We start from the raw sequence: 18,610 nt of genomic DNA on the forward strand, positions 1-18,610 counted from the left end.
AATCAAACTTTCTGACTCTGCTCGCTGGGTGCAATCGGCATCGGTAAATGCGTAAGCAATATTACCGTTGCTGTCGATTACATAGGTTGCCGTAAGTGGCAATTCTTTTTCTGATTGCCATTCTCGGCAATCAGATCTAAACCGAATTGATGGTAAAGAAGTTCAAATCGACTATCTAGTTTAAACGCCAGCCTAGTTTAAGCCCCAATCCAAACGACCTCACTTGGTAGTCATCATCGCTGCGTACTTAAAATTCCAAAGCGTTCTTTTTTCAGTATTCAGACTGTTATCTGGTATTTGCGCAGAGACTATAGTCAGCTGAATATCGGCAGCTTTAATCTCAGGTAGTAGAGACATAGCTTTGTTGCCAACTATCAAATTAATTGTTTAACGATCATTAAAGTACAAACTCATGGTAGAATTTTCAAGAGAAAATTTTAGAAAAAAGGTTTTTTGGTCATATGGGTAGACCGACTAGTTACAATAAGCAGCAATTACTAGATCAAATTGTCGAGCAATTTTGGCAAAATGGGCTGCTAGCAACACCCGTTAGCCAGCTGGTTAAAATAACAGGAGTTCATGCTGTAAGCCTTTACAGCGCTTTTGGCAACAAGCAGGGCTTGATGCTTGCTGCGATAGATCACTACGGTGAAAATGGCTGTATGCAGATAGAGCAGCAATTAAATCAACAGGCTCCGGCATATCAAAATATTAAATTATTGCTGACAAGTTTAATGGACCGTTCTTTAGATGATCATGCAGGCAAAGGCTGTTTTTTAGTTAATAGCGTGATGGAGGCAGCTAATTCCAACCCACAATTGGCGGATCGAGCTAAATTATATTTGGAGCGGGTTTGTCACGCTTTGCAACTATTGCTAGAGCGAGCGCAGCAAGCAGGTGAGTTGGAGCAATCGATTGATTGCAAAGATGCTGCGGTATTTATACAAAGTATTATGTTTAGTTTGCGGGTGATGGCTAGAACCAGAGGAACCCGAAAAATGCTGCAAACCACTATAGATTATGGCTTGCAGGCAATATTCAACAAACGTGACTAATTTAAGATTTATTGAGTGTTACTGGGTGTTGTTAATTTTTATACCAACCATTTTCTGTAATTCTAAATTGGTACTTGTTTGCCATGGCGTTTTGCACAATAGATTTTTTCCAACTAGTTCAAGCGTTAGTAAATAATTACCACCTTGATAAACCTTGCGAATTAATTTGGCTTGGTAACGACTTTGATCGTCTAGTTGTAACTGTTCCGGGCGAATTAAAATTTTGGCCGATTGACCGCTGTATTGTTTTAACGCTTCCGGCGAATCAAAACATAATTGCTGCTGATCAGGGCATATAACGCCTGACAATTCACCCAGTGATGTTTTGATGGTTCCGACATTGGTTAACACACCTTCTAGCCAACTTCCTTGGCCAACAAACTCAGCGACTGCAACTTGCGCCGGTTGCTGATATAGAGTTTGTGGGCTGGCCATTTGTAGTAATTCACCGGCTTGTAACACTGCAATTTGATCGGCCAATGCAAAGGCTTCTTGCTGATCATGGGTAACTAACAGGGCGGCGGTTTCTCGCTGTTTAAGTATTTCAGATAGATCACCCACCAGTCTTTCGCGCAAGCTGGCATCCAAATTGGAAAATGGCTCGTCTAATAACAGCAATCGAGGCTCAGGCGCTAATGCTCTTGCGGTAGCAACTCGTTGTTGTTGGCCACCTGATAATTCGTGGGGAAAACGATTTCTGGTATCTTCCAATCCCACCAATTCCAGCATCTCGGCAATCATATTTTGTTGCTGACTGGGGGTGCGGTTTTTTAAACCAAAAGCGATATTTTGCGCCACGGTTAAGTGGGGGAATAGCGCATAGTCTTGGAATACCATGCCGATGCCGCGTTGCTCTACTGGCAAGCTGTAATTCGCACGGGAAATACTCATGCCATCAAGACGAATTTCACCTTGGCAAATCGGTTGAAAACCAGCAATCGCGCGCAGCACGGTTGTTTTTCCACATCCGCTGGCACCGAGCAAACATGCCTGGTGTGCTTGGTCTAGATTAAATGATAAGTCTTTAACTACTGGCTGTTGGCCAAAGTTGCAGCTGATATTATCCAGTTCAAGTAGCAACTTATTCTCCCTAAGATATGCAGATTTTCTTTCAGCAAGCGTAGCGCCTGCTAGAGAAATTTAAATAGATGGGCTTTGATTTCTAGTGACAAGCTAACATTGATTGCTGCTGGATTTAAATTGCTTGAGGTAACCCTTGTGGATCCGTCTGCTCAGCGGCAGTACTTGGCAAAGGGCTACTGGATTGCTGAGCAGCTTTGGCAGATTTTCTAACCAGAATAATCACCGGTAATAAACCCACCAGAATTAGAGTAATTGCTGGCAGCGCGGCCATTTCCCATTCACCTTCGGAAGTCAATTCGTAAATTCTGACCGCTAAAGTGTCATAACCAAAAGGGCGCAATAACAAGGTTGCTGGCATTTCTTTCATTACATCCACCACAACTAATAGCATTGCAGTAAATAAACCGGGTTTGAGTAATGGCAACCAAATCTGTCTCATGCGTTCGCTGGATGTTGCACCGAGCGAGCGAGCTGCTTCGGGAATACTGGGGCGAATGGATGCCAAGCCCGCTTCCAATGGCCCATGGGCCACCGCAAGAAAACGCACCAGATAACCTGCCAGTAATGCCAGCAAGCTGCCTGTGAGTAATGACTTACCGATCCAGTTATCTAGTTGAGTGAAACTGAGCATGACACCGACGGCTAATACTGAACCGGGTAATGCATAACCCAGTGCCGCAATTCGGGTAATTAATTGTTGCTGCCAGGCATTGTTGCGACCGGCAAATGCCAAGGTTAAACCTGCTAATAAACAGACAATCGCACTCATTACGCCGAGGCTGATGGTGTTTCTGAGTAGTGACCAGTAACTGCTATCGAGTTGCTGTTCTATATTGCTCCAGCCCCAAACCAGTAATTGAATCACCGGTAAAATAAAAGCTAACAGCAGCACTAAACAAGCCGATGCGCTGGCCAAAAATGCGTACTTGCCGGAAAGCTTTACAGGAATTACCGGGCGACCTTGTTGACGGAAATCGGCCTTGCCGCGAAGTAATCGCTCACCACTGAGGGTGAGAAATACCACCAATATAAGTAAAGTGGCTAATTGAGCGGCAGCACTGAGGCTAAATAAACCGAACCAGGCTTTATAAATTGCAGTAGTGAAAGTATCGAAATTAAACACGGCAACCGTGCCAAAATCTGCCAAGGTTTCCATTAATGCTAAAGAAGTACCGGCAACAATCGCAGGGCGGGCCATTGGAATAGCAATTTTAAATATGGCCTTGTTACGGCTCATGCCGAGCATTTGTGCTGCTTCAAGCGGTGCCGCGCCTTGTTTTAAAAATGCTGAACGGGCCAGCATATAAACATAGGGATAAAGCACTAGCGACATTACCAGCACGACACCAGGAAGGTTTCGGAAATCGGGGAGTTGTACAAAGTGCCCAGCCATTTGATTGGCAAAGGTTTGTAATGGGCTGGAGTAATCGGTTAATCCCAAAATGACGAAACCCAGCACATAAGCCGGAATTGCCAAGGGCAGCATTAATCCCCAGTCGAGATACTTTTTACCGGGGAAATCGTAAAACACTACTAGCCAAGCCAGACCAACACCGAGCACCAAAACACTAATAGCCACGCCGATTAATAGCAGCAAAGTATTGCTAATTAATTCGCCTAATAGGTTTTCTGCAAGATGGGCCCAAATCTCTGGCTGCGGATCGAACCAGCTAAATGCCAGAAACAGCAAAGGCGCTGCAACAAGCAGCGCCAATAGAATCGAAGCAAAAACTGGAGGGCGTCGAACAACCGACGCCGCAGCATAATTCATTACTTATAACCTGCCCTGTCCATCAGCTTTACAGCAGTTGTTTGTAATTCGCCGGCTTTGATGACGTTGATGCTATCGCCAATAAAGGTGCCCCAACTTGCCACTTGTGGATCAAGCTTGGTGACTGGGTTAACCGGATATTCTTGGTTACGGCCTGCGAAAGATTGTTGGGCTTCATCTGAAGATAACCATTCCAGCAATTTAACGGCCGCAGCTCGATGTGGCGCATATTGAGTAATGCCGGCACCGGAAATATTAACGTGAACGCCGGTGTCTTGGCCTGCTTTAGCGCTGCCTGGCTGGTTTGGCCAGAAGATGGCTAAAGCAGCGTTTGGATCTTTCTTTTGCAAACGACCGAAGTAGTAAGTGTTCACAATGGTCACATCACACTGGCCAGCAGCCACTGCTTTCATTGCTTTGGTATCGTTTGAAAATGGCTTGGTTGCTAAGTTAGCCACCCAGCCTTGAATAATTTGTTGGGTTTTTGCTTCGCCATGGCGGGCAATCATCATCGCAACCAATGACTGGTTATAAACTTTTTTAGATGTTCTCAGGCACAAGCGGCCTTTCCATTTTGGATCTGCTAGATCTTCGTAGCTAGATAACTCGGAAGGCTGAACACGCTCGGTGCTATAAACCATGGTTCTAGAGCGAACCGATAACCCAAACCAGCGATTCTGCGGATCTTGCAAATGCTGAGGAACATTGCTTTCCAGTTGTTCTGACTCGACCGATGCCAATACACCTTTATTCGCTGCTTGCCATAAATTTCCAGCGTCGACAGTGATCAACATATCGGCAGGGCTGCGTTCGCCTTCTGCTTGTAAGCGGGCAATTAGTGGTGCTGCCTTGTCAGTAATAAAGCGAACATTCACTCCGGTCTTTTTTTCATAAGCCTCGAACAAAGGCTCAATTAAGTGGGCTTTTCGAGATGAATAAACCACTACTTCGTCGTCAGCAGACTGAGCTATTGCAGGTAATAAAAGACTGGAACTGATCAATAAGGCAGAGATACGTTTTAGCATTAATAACAACTCAACATGGAAGGCCAAACAACGAAGCGAATGTTACTAATAATGATTCGCAATTGCAAAGGATCCAAATCAAGTTTGGTGATTGCCTCTCAAACTGGACAAAAGAAAAGGTTCAGCAACTCAATCGGAATATTGGATGCATCTTTTGTTGGGTGGAATAGAAGATCAAATACACCTTGATCTATGACAGAAACTGAAACCTTCAACAGCTTATCCTGCGGCCTATACTTTGATTCCTTAAGATTTTTTGTGTTTGCCCAATTCTCTATGCAGTTAGTTCTCGAGTTACTCCAACAGCTCAGCGTCTATTTGGTGATCGCTTGGTTGCTCAGTAAAACCCCGTTATTTCGCCCACTGGTGAGCGTTAATGTTCAGTTGCCACGCAAGTTAGTGGTCTATTTGGTGTTCTCTGGTTTTTGCATTATGGGTACCTATTTTGGTTTGCAGATAGAAGATGCGATTGCTAACACTCGAGCGATTGGTGCCGTACTTGGCGGTTTGCTTGGTGGACCTGTTGTAGGTTTTGCAGTGGGATTAACCGGTGGTTTGCATCGAATGTCGTTGGGTGGGTTTACCGCTGAAGCCTGTGCAATTTCCACCACGCTGGAAGGCTTGATTGGTGGCTGGCTGCATTGGCAGCTGGTTAGAAAAGGGCGAACCGATTTGTTGTTTCGCCCTGAAGTCACTTTCGGCGTCGTTCTATATGCCGAGTTAGTGCAAATGGCAGTGATTTTGATTTTTGCCAAGCCTTTTGATGAAGCTTGGCGACTGGTACAGCTAATTGCTTTGCCAATGATTATCGCCAATAGCATTGGTGCGGCGATGTTCACCGCGATGATTCGTGATCGGCAAACTCTCTATGAACAATTCACCCGAACATTTAGCTCCAGCGCTTTAAGAATTGCCGAGCGAACGGTTGGCATTCTTGCCAGTAGTTTTGATGAACAGAGCACTCGCAAGGTGGCAGAAATTGTCAGGGAAGAAACCGGTGTTGCCGCGGTAGCGATTACTGATCGAGAAAAATTACTGGCATTTATCGGTAAGGGCGATGACCACCATCAGCCAGGTACTTTAATTGCATCAGAGCAAACCCGTGAAGCAATAGATAAAAACCAAGTGGTATTTGCTGATGGAATAGAAAAACAGTATCGCTGTTCTTTATCAGATCAATGCCCTTTGGGCTCGGCGTTGATTATTCCTCTATGTGCCAGTGAAGATGAAGTGATTGGCACGATTAAACTTTATGAGACCAAAAATCAGTTATTTTCACGGTTGAATAAAACCCTTGGCGAAGGGGTGGCTCGTTTGTTATCCAACCAAATTCTTTATGGTCGAGTACATCAGCAGCAAGATTTGCTCATGCAGGCAGAATTAAAATTAATTCAGGCACAAATTAATCCACATTTTTTGTTTAATGCTTTAAATACCATCAGTGCCATCACTCGCAAAAGCCCTGGTCAAGCGCGCACTTTGTTACAACACTTGTCGACTTTTTTCAGAAAGAATTTAAAACGGCGTAGTGATGAAAGTAATTTGCTGGAAGAACTAGATCACATCCAAGCTTACCTAGAAATTGAAAAAGCTCGTTTTGGTGACCGGTTACAGGTCGAGTTTGATATCGACCATCAGCTAGATCAACTGAAATTACCCACTTTTACCCTGCAGCCATTAGTAGAAAATGCAATCAAACATGGTGTTTCAACGCTGTTAGAAACAGGAAAAGTAATTATTAGAGCCAGAAGATGTGAAAATAAAATATGCTTAGAAGTAGAAGATAATGCCGGTACTTACATTACGCCGAAAGAAGAAGGTAGTGGCCTAGGAATGAATATTGTGGATAAACGTTTGAAAGCACGTTTTGGTGAACAGTTCGGAGTGAAAATTTTAGTTGAATCCGATGTGTTTACCCGAGTGACCATCATGATTCCGCATGACCTGATGTCTGGAGAAAATGATGAACAATAATTTAATTTCAGCACTGATTATTGATGATGAACCCTTGGCGCGGGAAGAACTGCAAATTTTACTTGATGACAGTAAAGCTTTTAATATTAAAGGACAGGCCAGTAATGCGATAGAAGGCATTGCAATGATTCACAAGCTTAAACCACAGGTGGTGTTTCTTGATATTCAAATGCCAAGAGTTAGCGGTTTGGAAATGGCGGGCATGCTGGAACAAGAATCAGCACCGAGAATTGTTTTTGTTACCGCCTATGATGAATACGCAATTAAAGCATTTGAAGACAATGCGTTTGACTATCTATTAAAGCCGGTAGAAAAACAGCGGCTAGAAAAAACTATTGAACGATTACAGCAAGATTTAACGCCAAAATCGGTTGCTAACTTCACCCCAGAAAAACTAACAGTGGTTCCCTGTTATTTTAAAAATTGTATTCGGCTGGTTAAAATTGAACAGCTAGAAGTGGCTTTTACTGACTTATCAGGCGTTCATGTACAAACCGCTGAAGGCCAGTTCCATACGCACCTGACGTTAAAAATCCTCGAACAAAAAACCGATTTACTTCGCTGTCATCGGCAATATTTAATCAATCCAGATGCCATTGTGGAAATTAACTTGCTGGAGGGCGGGTTAGGCGAAGTGACGACGCATTCTGGGCATAAGGTTCCGGTCAGCAGGCGCTACTTACGTGAATTAAAAGACAGGTTTGGCTTTCAGGGTTGACTGTTTCGGCTTTAATTTTTTATAAAATCACTATCGCTCAGGAAGACTGAACAAACTGTGTCTAGTATTGATGAGTAACAACCCTGAGAAAATAGGGGAGATACCGGTAGGCAATCTGCCAGTAATAAAAAATATCCCAATTTGGTTATCAAACAGTTATGCATAAGGAGATGCTACTGTGAATTTCATATATAAGCGTATTTTTCGTTTCTTGTCAGTTTTTCTTGTTCTAATCTCTCTCGCCAGCTGTGGCTGGTTTTTTGGCTCAAATAATGATTCTGAAATGGATCTCAGAATTGAAGTGAATGTACTTGATGCAACCGATGGCAGTGCAATTGCGGGTGCTAATATTGAAGCGATCATGATTGTTGCCGATGGTGCGCCTGATGTAGCAATGGAACTTCAAAGTTTGTCCCATCAACCGGTTGGATTAATGGAAGATGGGCAGTTTGAAAAACTGGCACCGTTAGTGTCATCGTCATCAGGCAGTATGGGTATGTTTTTGCATATGCAAGGTGCCTCTGAGGAAATGCAGCAAATTGTTAAGGGTCATACCCTATTGCAACTATTGGCATCTAAAGAAGGATATTTTGCCAGTGCTGCAATTGTCCAACTGGAAGAGCAAGAAACACCGAACCTGATTACCGCAAATATCTATCTCACGCCAAATGTTTCCTCTGAGTTATCTGCAGATTTTCCGGTTGCTTTAAAAACAGCCACATTAGCGGTAACTAACGGTATAACGAACTCACAGCTTTCTCTGACAACTGATGTCGTTGCAACAAGCACTACCAGAGGAGCGATTCTTGATTATGCAACAGTAAATCTTAATATTCCCTCTGGGACAACCTTACTTGATAAAGATGGACAAGCCATTACTCCGATTGGTGCGTTGACAGTAAAAATTATGCTGTTTTCTGCTGACCCAACAGGCGTCAGTGATATTTCTAATAATCCACTGTTAGCTTTTCCTGGTGGTTTATCTATTGAAGGGTTTGAAGGGACACCACCCGATGGCCTGACTAATAATTCTCAGTTTGAATTTATCAGCGCTGGTCTGGTGGCAATAGAAATATCAGATTCTGAAGGTAATCAAGTGCGAGGGTTTCAAGGCATGGGGAATGTCTCATTAACTTTTGAAGTTCCTGATTCGACGGTCAATCCATTGACTGGAAATCCAATCGAATTATCTGATGTTTCGATCCCCATGTGGAGTTTTTCTGAAACAACCGGTAATTGGAGTTACGAAGGGGCAGCTTCGATTGATGCAGAAAATACCAATACCTTCACGGTAACTAAAAATATTACGCATTTATCTTACTTTAATCTGGACTGGTTTCAATCTCAGCGATGCAAGTTAGAAGTGGACGTTGTTGATTCAAATGGTGATGCGAATAATCAACAATTACAGGTTTATTTTTCACGCGCTAGTGGCGGTTGGGCCAAACAAAAATCTGGTTGGGGCGACCCATTGGATAAATTGGAAATTTATAATGTTCCTTCATTTGGTGGAACATTTAATTTATTAGATAATTGGGGTGATGATCTATTGGCTTCAGTTGAAATCGAAGGTGATCCTGATAGTCTATATACCGTTGCCCAAGGCGAAACTGGAGTGTCACTGCCTAATTTTTGTGGTGATGTAGCAGACCAAGAAACTTATAAAATTAGAGCGATATTAAATGCGCCAAATCCTACTTTAATCGATGTGAACCCGGACCTTGGATTGGCCTGTGAGATAGATAATTCTATCACCGGCACGATTCAAGATGGTTGGTATTCAATTCGTGCAGGAAAATCCTATATTGGTTGGGGAGAAGTAACCTCTCCACTCGCAATTAGTGGATTAATTGATGGTAAAACCTATTCAATTTATTATTACGCTCAAAGTGATCGAGCAAGCACTGATTTTACCGCTTCATCAACGTTGAGTGTTATTAACCTGGAATCATTAAGTCTTTGTCCTAAAATCACCCAATCCATTACTACCCAGAGAGTATGTCGAGACGAAAATGAAGCCATTATAAAGCAGGGTGGTGGTTTCTCGGCACGCTATGGTATTAGAGATACCGGTTATCGACAGTCTTTCTGGGGTGAGACAGATGTTGATGGTAATGGCACCATTACTGAAATGGTCGATACGGTAAGTTATGAAGGCTATGCCTATTTGCATAACTCAGATCCACACTATTTTATTTATGACCGGTTTGATGCGACATCGAATAACCCGGTATTTGTTAATTTAACCATGGCTGCCGATTCAGAATTTTGTACTTCTGAAGATCCGATCAGCTTAACTGAATCGACCTTAACTGCCAGTAAAAACCCGGCAGCAGCAACTACTGATATTACGCTGACATTGCAGGAAAAATCAGCTAATGGTGATGATCGACTTACTGATACCACTTCCGAATGGGGGCTGGTGATCACATCGCCTGATAATCCAGACGTTACAATTCAATATACTGATCCTGATGAAAATGATGGTAGACATCTGGCAACTGTAACTTCCAACTATGTTGGAGATGTGACTTTCCAGGCAACTATTGGAAGCCCAGCAGAAAATGTTGGTGATGAATTAACAGTTACTTTCACCCAGGCACCTGCACCAGAAAACACCAGCATCACAATGGTTGAGTCATCCCCAAGAGCGAATGGTGTTAGGTTTCCATTAACCATTCAGGCAAAAGATATCAATGGCACAAATCTAACAACATCAATGGGAGTTTTACGCCTGACCGCAACAAACTCTGCCCTGTTAAGTACTGCAGCCAGTGGTGGCACACCCGCCACAACCATTACAGCAGTTGATAATAATAACGGTACTTATACGGCCTACGTCTCTAACTCAACGGCGGAGCAAATTAATATCAGTGGAGTGGTTGATCCGGATGGTGAGAATATTGCAGTCGCTCAAGCATTGTCGGTGACTTTTATTACGCCAACGCTAGTTTTAGCATCCACAACAGCTGAACTTTCTGATGTAACCAGTAATGAGTTGGCGGCAGGGTCAGTCGCAACATTAACAGTCAGTTTGTTTGACCAGGATGGCGTCGCACTTTCCGGTAGTACTGAAGAGGTTAAAGCCGTTCTTACCAAAACGGGTGTTCAGGAATTAAGTACGGATGGTATGTCTGACTCTGCGCTCACTGCAGATTACACTCTGATCAACAATAATAATGGTACTTACACGCTAGCTATTAAGTCAGATACTGGTGGTGATATAGGTTTTACGAGCATTACGGTTGATAGTAATAATGTTCCTTCTAGCCCAGACGACTTCAGGTTTATTATTGCCAGTGATGTTACCAACACCACTTTTACCGCCAATAGCAATCAAACAGTAACTACAGTTATAAAGCCAACACTCACTTTGGCCCTTAAGGATGCCAATAATGCATTGGTTGGATATAGTTCAGCAACTGATCTCGCTGTCGTTTTTAGCAATAAAGATACTCCAGGCGGTATTGAAGATACTTGGAATAGTGAGAGTATTCTAGATAACTCTGATGGTAGCTATTCGTTCAGAGTTAGTTGTGCCAGAGGAGATAATGCTACTGGTCAGGGTCCAGTAACCATTACATTTAATTATACCGTCGATGGATCAAGCGAAAGTAAAAATGTGACAACCGTTTACTGTGATGGTGGTTAATTAATATTTTTGAGTAGTACGGGGGAGGAGCTTACTCCCCCTTGTTTATTTTGTTTGGTGTTTTTTGATATTTTTGAGAAAACCGCTTACTGAAATGACTGGCACTGGAAAACCCACAATTTAATGCCACCTGTTGCACTGATAAATTACCTTGTAGTAAAAGTGTTTTGGCAGTTTCCAATCGTTGCTGCATGACAAATTGCTGCAATGTTTGTCCCGTCGATTGTTTAAACATCCGACACAAATGATATTCACTTAATTGCGCAACTTGTGCCAGCTCAGTAACCGTTAATTTCTGATCCAGATACTGATCAATATAATCGGTGAGTTTACGCAGCACGCTCGGCGCTAAACCACCACGTACTTGCGGTGTTTTCCAATCGATATTTCCGTATTGTTTAATTAAATGCAGCATTAACATTTGGCTGGCATTTTCTAGTGCTAACTGATCTGATTTGTCCTGCCAATCTAGCGGTAAAATCAGCTGCTGGCATAAGTTACTAATCCATAAATCATCGGTAAAAGTTAAATCTTCTAGTTGTAAATATCGGCATTCTTTATCAGATATTTTTTCTGCCAATTGCTTGAGATGCCGCCCTTCAAAATACAAGTGCATGAAATCAACCGCATCACCAACCAACCATTCAGATTCATGGTCTTCTGGCATTAAGCAGATTCTACCGGGTGCGCCACCTTTTAAACCCTGACCGCGTTTCACTCGCTGCATCTGATAGCCACCATCCAGGTAGCAACTCAGCGTATGGTGGCCTGGTTTGTGATAATGAGTATGGTCATGATTATTTTTCCAGCGTGCCAGTTGCATCTGATCACCAAAACCAGCAGATGCTGCCAGCGTGGCACGCGAGCTGTGCAACTGCTGGAAAACATGTACAGATGCTTTTGATGGTTTGATCACAATGCAACTTCCTACCGATGAATCAGGCTAAATTAACTGGGTTAAGATAGAGAGGTTAAGCCTTGTGATAGTAAAGGGGCACGAGGGGAGCAGCAAGTATTCCTGCAAAACAGACAAATACAAACAAGCAAGTTTCAGTTGTTAAATCATAAAATCGCAATCTCAGAACATTTACGCAATTCCAGACAAGCATTGAGTCGCCAACCCGGTAAGCTTGCCTGATTAGCAGCTTATGGATAGTCTGATGTTTAACGGTTTTTTGTATCTGGCAACGGTACTGATTTGGGGAACCACCTGGTATGCGATCAAATTGCAGCTGGGTGTGGTCGATATTGAAGTATCGATGCTCTATCGTTTTGCACTGGCATGTATCGTGATGTGGCTGATTATGGGCAGACGGCTGCAACCGATTAATGGCAAAGATCACTTGTTTTGTTTCGCTCAGGGCGCCACTTTATTCAGTTTTAATTTTTTATGTTTTTATACCGCAACTCAAACTATTACCAGTGGTTTGTTGGCGGTGGTGTTCTCATTTGCAACAGTGATGAACGCATTGAATGGTTGGTGGGTTTTTGGCCAAAAACCTTCGATAAGAGTTTTGTTAGGGTCAGCGATTGGTTTAACCGGAATTACCGCTTTGTTTGCACCTGAATTTTCTGGTGAAATGAAACCTGAATTATTGCAAGGTTTGGGATTAGCGACTTTAGGTACTTGGCTGTTTTCAATGGGCAATATGATTTCAGTTCGCCATCAAAAGAAAGGGCTTCGACCACCAACCACCAATAGCTGGGGCTTACTCTATGGTGTGCTAATTCTTTTGCTGTTAACAGGTTTGGGAGATGCGCAATATAACTTTGATATGAGTTGGCAATATAGTGCGTCATTAGGCTATTTAGCTGTATTTGGTACCGTAATAGCTTTTACGACTTATTTATTATTAGTCGGTAGAATTGGTGCCGATAAAGCGGCTTATTCAACGGTACTGTTTCCGGTGGTGGCTTTATTGATGTCTAGCTGGTTGGAAGGTTACCAATGGTCAATGATGGCTTTTGTTGGATTGGCGTTGGTAATTGCGGGAAATTTAGTGATCTTTGCTAAAATTCCAAGCCGTCTGAAATTTTTAAAAAGAAACCTTCCGGCAACGTAGGTTTTTAGCGATAAAATATGGGAGCACAGATAGGCTATCTGCGCTCTCAATAAAGATTAAGCCACTTCGGTTTCTGGCGATAAGCCATGGCTTAATTTGGCAGTGCCGTGCAAATTGTCATGCACCGGACAACGGCGACAAACCTCATCAAGAAAAGCCTGCTTTTCTGTATCAGATAAATCAGCATTAATTTCTGCCTGAACATCAATGCGTTTAAAGCCGACAGGGTCGTCAGTGTTTGCGCCCATTAATCCTGCTGGATTCATTTCACCGGTCACTTGAACATCCATGCCGCGCAAATCGATTTTCTGTTGCTTGGCAACAATTCGGCCAATGCTGGCTATGCAGCCGCCGAGTGAAAACAAAAAGTATTCTAAAGGACTGGGAGCGCTGTCATCACCGCCCGCTGGCTTTGGCTGGTCGATGGTAACCTTGTGGCCTCGAATATCGCTAGATATTAAACAGCCGCTACCCATGCTTGCTTGAATTTGTATGGTTTTAAGTTTGGCCACTATGACGATGCTCTCTTGATTAATATTGAATTAGATATTGCTAATATATAGTTGGTGGCGACAATTTTCAATCCATAAATTCACTTCTATTGCTATATATCCAAGCCACTTCAAAGTGCAGGAATGGGCATGTTAAAGTGGCTTGGGCATAATCTTCTGCTCAGACACCAGCGAAAATGCGTTAAGGCTTGAGGCAGTTATACTGCTTTGGAGCGTTTTTTTTTGATTGCTTTTAAGTAGTTTGCAGTGAAATTGGAGATGGATATGTTAGTCGGTGGTTTAATTTCAACTCAATCAGTTCGAGCGGAGTGGGTAGTTAAGGACTTGAGTAGTTTGCTGAAGTATTTCGCTGCAATTTTTTTACTGTTGCCACTGACCGGTTGCCAATCGGTGAAGCCAACTAACACGAGCTTGGCTAAGATTGATCAGCCTGAAGTGGTACAAGCCGAAGTGGCTCTGGATATTAATCGATTGCTGGATAACGGCATTAGTCATATTCCATGCGATAACCTGCTGATGTTTGATGTTGAGAAAAGTGATCAGGGTTTTGCATTACGAGTCAATTTAAATGGCTTGTTTCCAATTGCAGATGGGCCTTCATTGGCGATGGCTTATCGACTGGCGGATGGCAAGGCGCAAGAGCTATGGCTGCACACTAATGACCCGCGAAGCATGATTGAAACCGATTCTCGATATTTTGATCGTCGCTCTGGCGATTGGGTGACTCGGGTGCAAAGCAAGCGATCTAGCCGTACTTATCAACTTTCATTGCAGCAATTGAAAACATTGCAACAAGTCGAGCAGCTGGTGGCTGTTGTTGAATTGAAACAAGGCAGGTTAACCCGCCAATGTTTGACCCAGCGTTCGGTTAATCAACAAGCTAAATTGTTTGGCTTAGCAGCGGGCTCGGCTTTGCTGGGTCAGAGTTTTAACCAAGGGCTGCAGCGGTTTATTAATTATTTTGTTGAATAGAAAGTTGACCGGGCATTGGGTGTAGTGCGCAGTTGATTTCAAACAATCGGTAATTTTTAGCAAGTAGATGCACTGCTAATAATGATAAAAAAATGTGCAAATGATCGGTTTGCTCTGTCTTCCAAAAACTAGCTGGTTACAATTTGCTCTGAGACAGAGACGAATCGACTTATGCCCAACCCAAGTATCCGCTTTAAGCTTGCTATTTTCCTCGGGATTTTCTCCCTAATGCTGTGTGCCGGAATTTATATCGGTGTCCGAGAAAGCTTTCAACAAGGCTTTATTGGATATTTGAATACCGCCCGGGAGCAACAGTTAGAAGATTACGGCCAAGCACTCACTGAAATTTATCCAGATCCTACGCAATGGCCAAGTTTTAGTCTGGCAGATAATTGGCGCTTGGTCAGTCGGCAATTGTGGGTGCGTGTTCGAAGTATTGAAGGGGAGCGTCGTGAGCAAGGGCGTGAACGTTGGGGGCATAGAAAAAAACGTCAGGTAGGTAAGTTACTGCCGGTACGTTTAATGTTATTTGATGCTGCCGGTCAGTTAATTGTTGGCCGCCGCCCGCTAGTAGGACAGCCGTTAATTAAAACATCATTGGTTGACAAGGAAGGGCGATTGCTTGGCTGGTTGGCTGAGCCGAGGTTGCTTCAGGTTGCTAGTGAAGTAGACCGATTATTTATCGAACAGCAAAATCATTTGTTCCGGGTCGTGGCGCTGATTGCGCTAGCCATTAGTTTGTTAATTTCTTGGCCATTATCAACCTTGTTGGTAAAACCGGTGCAACGAATTTCTGCTGCGATGAGTCGACTTTCCAGCCGCCGTGATTATCAAGCCCGAGTTTCAATTACTAGCCGTGATGAATTAGGTCAGCTAGCGGATGACTTCAATCACATGGCAGAAACGCTTGGCGAGTACGATGATAGCCAGCGTCGTTGGGTTGCCGATATTGCCCATGAGTTACGCACGCCATTGGCGGTAATGAAAAGTGAAATGGAAGCGTTGCAAGATGGTGTTCGAGATCTAGATTTATCGGCAATTGATTCGCTTCATCAAGAAGCCAGCCAGTTGGCTCGATTAATTGATGATTTACATCAGCTCAGTAGAGCCGATCAAGGCAGCTTAAGTTATGAACTGGAGCCGCTAGATATCGATAGTTTGGTAAGTCAGGTGATGGATCGTTTTGCCGCTTCATTCTCTGAAAAAGGTTTGACGCCAAAAATGGAAATTCTAGGTAAACCACGAACCGTTAATGGCGACTATCAGAGACTGGTGCAGTTATTTTCTAACCTGGCTAGTAACTCAATTCGCTATAGCGATAGCCCAGGTCAAGTACAAGTAATCCTCGATTTTGAACAGTTTAAATCCTCCAAAGAGCTGGAAATCAGCTGGCAGGATTCATCGCCTGGAGTGGGTGATGAACATTTGGAAAAATTGTTTGAGCGATTATTCAGAGTCGATCGCAGTCGTAGTCGAGCACTCGGCGGCAGTGGTTTGGGGCTAGCGATTGCTAAAAGTATTGTAAAAGCGCACCGGGGCGATGTTGTTGCCCAGCACTCGGAGTTAGGTGGTTTGGCGATAAAAATACGCTTGCCATTGAGCGAAGTTAAGCGCGAAAAACGCGAATCTAAACATTAATAATTGGTGAATCACATGGAACCATTAATCTTGATCGTTGAAGATGAGCCAAAACTGGCTGAAGTACTGATTCAATATCTGCAAAAAAATAATTATCGCACCCACTGGATTGATGAAGGTTTGAGCGCAGTAGATTGGGTAAAGGAAAATCAGCCAGATTTAGTGCTGTTAGATTTAATGTTGCCGGGTAAAGACGGCATGGAAATTTGCCGGGAAATTCGTCAGTTTTCTCAGTTGCCGGTGTTAATGACCACTGCAAAAGTTGAAGAAATTGATCGTTTGCTAGGTTTGGAACTAGGCGCAGATGATTATATTTGTAAGCCATATAGCCCGCGCGAAGTGATCGCTCGAGTTAAGGCAGTGCTGCGCCGAGTTCATATGTCTCCTGAGCCAGAGCACCAGTTGCAGTTAGATCCACATCGTTTTCAAGTTAGCTGGCAGGGTGAGTCATTAATCTTGACCACAGTTGAATTTCACTTGATTGAGAAGCTGGCTAAAGAGCCAGGGCGTATTTTCTCTCGCCAGCAATTAATGGATAGTATTTATAATGACCATCGAGTGGTCAGCGATCGAACTATCGATAGCCATATTAAAAAGTTACGCCGCAAGCTAGATGCAATTACTGCAGGTAAAGAACTAATTCGTTCGGTATATGGTGCTGGTTATAAAATTGAATACCCAGAGTAATTAATCAGAAATTCTGACGATAAATAAAACGGCATGCCATTAGGTGTGTCGTTTTTTTAACTTAGTTTTAAAATATTTGTTGGTTGTCACTAGATAACCAGAAAGCGTTGGTACTTATACGCAATAGTGTTCATCGCAATGAAACCGAGCAGGGCAAACAAAGTGCATGGTTTCTCCACTCACTGGGTGATGAAAACTCAATTCACTGGCATGCAGCATTAAACGCGGCGCAAGCGCATGTACTTCAGAACTTGCATATAAATCACAGCCTAATATTGAATGGTCAATCGCTTGACTATGTATTCTTAGTTGATGTGTACGACCTGTGATCGGCTCGAATTCGACCAGAGTAGAATCAGGATTACTAAAGCGCTTTATCACTTGATAACGACTTTGTGCTGGCTTTGGGCTGGGCGCTTTCTTTTGGTACTTTTGATTGCCGATGTTCTGCTGCTGAACACTATCGAGCGCTGCTAGATTATTATCTCCTTCGACAAATACCTTATGCCGTGGAAACTCATCTTTAATAATCGGTAGGTCAATCACTCCTGCATCAAGCTCAAGTTGCCCAGCTAACATTGCGATATAACGCTTACTTACTTCACGATGGCTGAACTGATGGCATAGTTGTTTGTTGGCCGGTTTATTTAATGCCAATAACATAATACCCGATGTACCTAAATCTAAACGGTGAATCATGGTGCAGGTTGGAAATAGCTGGCGTAGTCGATAGTGCACAGAGTCTAGATTTTTAGGGTTTTTGCCGGATAGGCTTAATAAACCACTCGGTTTATTGATGACTAAAATATCGTCATCTTGATACAAAACTTCAATTTCAGCCTTACATTCAGGTGCGACAAAATCATCAGCATTAATTTTTTTTAGTGCATCGGTCGGCATTTTAAGATGGTTTCCTAATGAATGTAGTTAATTGTTGATTAAATATTTGTTATATTCATCTTTGCTACTTAATTGCTGCCAATTAGTGTTGGATTATTAGGTTGTCGGAGCAAGATTTAGCTAATAAGCGTGAGGGTAGGAAAATGAGAAAAGCAATGATGGCAGTTATTGCTAGTGCAATGATCGGTGTAGCAGCAATGAGCGGCACTGCAATGGCCCAAGGTTTTGGTGGTGGTCATCATAATGGCACACCAGATTTTGAAAAAATGGCCAGTTGGATGAATGTTGCACCAGAGAATCGTGCAGCTTTCATTGAAGTAATGCAATCTCAGCACGATAAACGTGTGGTGTTAAGAAGGTCAAATCGCGATGAGATGCAGCAGCTAAGAAGTGAAACGGCATCTAAGCTACAAGGTTTGATTACTGCAGAGCAATTAGAGCAATTTAAAAGCATCAAGCCTGGTCAAGGAAAGCGCGGACACTCTGGCAGGCACTCAGGTGGGCATGGTATGAAAGCCGGCTATAAAGGCTGCCAGCAAAACAGTATTTGATTTCCTGTT

Annotated in this window: 15 protein-coding genes; 9 read left to right on the forward strand and 6 right to left on the reverse strand. The window is 43.1% G+C overall.

Annotated features, from left to right (window positions below; genetic code table 11):
• Positions 1-461: 461 nt before the first annotated feature.
• Positions 462-1,055 (forward strand): TetR/AcrR family transcriptional regulator, encoded by a 594-nt coding sequence (locus DC094_RS16575; RefSeq protein WP_116688240.1) that lies wholly within the window; start codon positions 462-464, stop codon positions 1,053-1,055.
• Positions 1,056-1,073: 18 nt separating this feature from the next.
• On the opposite strand, the gene DC094_RS16580 is transcribed toward DC094_RS16575, so the two are convergent.
• The 3 genes from DC094_RS16580 to DC094_RS16590 all read right to left on the reverse strand — a co-directional run bounded on the left by DC094_RS16580 (position 1,074) and on the right by DC094_RS16590 (position 4,934).
• The gene (locus tag DC094_RS16580; RefSeq protein ID WP_158527365.1) at positions 1,074-2,135 is read right to left on the reverse strand and encodes an ABC transporter ATP-binding protein; all 1,062 of its coding nucleotides are present in this window, start codon (positions 2,133-2,135) and stop codon (positions 1,074-1,076) included.
• Between the two features lie 115 nt (positions 2,136-2,250).
• Positions 2,251-3,909 carry an ABC transporter permease gene (locus tag DC094_RS16585; protein WP_116688242.1) on the reverse strand — a complete coding sequence of 553 codons (1,659 nt, stop codon included), beginning with the start codon at positions 3,907-3,909 and terminating at the stop codon, positions 2,251-2,253.
• Complete coding sequence (locus DC094_RS16590; protein ID WP_116688243.1) at positions 3,909-4,934, reverse strand: extracellular solute-binding protein; 1,026 nt, start codon at positions 4,932-4,934, stop codon at positions 3,909-3,911. The genes DC094_RS16585 and DC094_RS16590 overlap by 1 nt, the downstream gene beginning before the upstream one ends.
• Positions 4,935-5,210: 276 nt before the next feature.
• Here DC094_RS16590 and DC094_RS16595 point away from each other — a divergent pair, with 276 nt between their 5' ends.
• From DC094_RS16595 to DC094_RS16605, 3 genes are all read left to right on the forward strand, one after another.
• On the forward strand, positions 5,211-6,908 hold the full coding sequence (locus DC094_RS16595) for a sensor histidine kinase (protein ID WP_116688339.1): 1,698 nt from the start codon (positions 5,211-5,213) through the stop codon (positions 6,906-6,908).
• Complete coding sequence (gene btsR / locus DC094_RS16600; RefSeq protein WP_116688244.1) at positions 6,898-7,626, forward strand: two-component system response regulator BtsR; 729 nt, start codon at positions 6,898-6,900, stop codon at positions 7,624-7,626. The genes DC094_RS16595 and btsR overlap by 11 nt, the downstream gene beginning before the upstream one ends.
• Before the next feature lie 178 nt (positions 7,627-7,804).
• Positions 7,805-11,278, forward strand: coding sequence for an autotransporter outer membrane beta-barrel domain-containing protein (locus DC094_RS16605; protein ID WP_116688245.1), 3,474 nt, complete (start codon positions 7,805-7,807; stop codon positions 11,276-11,278).
• Between the two features lie 31 nt (positions 11,279-11,309).
• Here DC094_RS16605 and DC094_RS16610 read toward each other — a convergent pair whose 3' ends face one another.
• Entirely contained in the window at positions 11,310-12,194 is an 885-nt protein-coding gene (locus tag DC094_RS16610) for a helix-turn-helix domain-containing protein (protein WP_116688246.1), read from the reverse strand.
• 244 nt (positions 12,195-12,438) lie between these two features.
• On the opposite strand from DC094_RS16610, the gene DC094_RS16615 reads away from it, so the two are divergent.
• A complete protein-coding gene (locus tag DC094_RS16615; protein ID WP_116688340.1) occupies positions 12,439-13,341 on the forward strand; it encodes a DMT family transporter in 903 nt (300 codons plus the stop codon).
• Positions 13,342-13,397: 56 nt separating this feature from the next.
• Here the strand turns inward: DC094_RS16615 and DC094_RS16620 are convergent, their stop codons facing one another.
• Entirely contained in the window at positions 13,398-13,853 is a 456-nt protein-coding gene (locus tag DC094_RS16620; protein ID WP_116688247.1) for an OsmC family protein, read from the reverse strand.
• 246 nt (positions 13,854-14,099) lie between these two features.
• On the opposite strand from DC094_RS16620, the gene DC094_RS16625 reads away from it, so the two are divergent.
• From DC094_RS16625 to DC094_RS16635, 3 genes are all read left to right on the forward strand, one after another.
• Positions 14,100-14,825 carry a hypothetical protein gene (locus DC094_RS16625; RefSeq protein ID WP_133245587.1) on the forward strand — a complete coding sequence of 242 codons (726 nt, stop codon included), beginning with the start codon at positions 14,100-14,102 and terminating at the stop codon, positions 14,823-14,825.
• Positions 14,826-14,996: 171 nt separating this feature from the next.
• Positions 14,997-16,463: an ATP-binding protein gene (locus tag DC094_RS16630; protein WP_116688249.1), complete on the forward strand. Its 1,467-nt coding sequence runs from the start codon at positions 14,997-14,999 to the stop codon at positions 16,461-16,463.
• Between the two features lie 15 nt (positions 16,464-16,478).
• Complete coding sequence (locus DC094_RS16635) at positions 16,479-17,150, forward strand: response regulator (protein ID WP_116688250.1); 672 nt, start codon at positions 16,479-16,481, stop codon at positions 17,148-17,150.
• A gap of 114 nt (positions 17,151-17,264) precedes the next feature.
• On the opposite strand, the gene DC094_RS16640 is transcribed toward DC094_RS16635, so the two are convergent.
• On the reverse strand, positions 17,265-18,050 hold the full coding sequence (locus DC094_RS16640; protein WP_116688251.1) for an RluA family pseudouridine synthase: 786 nt from the start codon (positions 18,048-18,050) through the stop codon (positions 17,265-17,267).
• Between the two features lie 143 nt (positions 18,051-18,193).
• Here DC094_RS16640 and DC094_RS16645 point away from each other — a divergent pair, with 143 nt between their 5' ends.
• Positions 18,194-18,601 (forward strand): hypothetical protein, encoded by a 408-nt coding sequence (locus tag DC094_RS16645; RefSeq protein ID WP_116688252.1) that lies wholly within the window; start codon positions 18,194-18,196, stop codon positions 18,599-18,601.
• Positions 18,602-18,610: the final 9 nt, after the last annotated feature.

It is taken from the genome of Pelagibaculum spongiae (genome assembly GCF_003097315.1).
Classification (GTDB): domain Bacteria; phylum Pseudomonadota; class Gammaproteobacteria; order Enterobacterales; family Pelagibaculaceae; genus Pelagibaculum; species Pelagibaculum spongiae.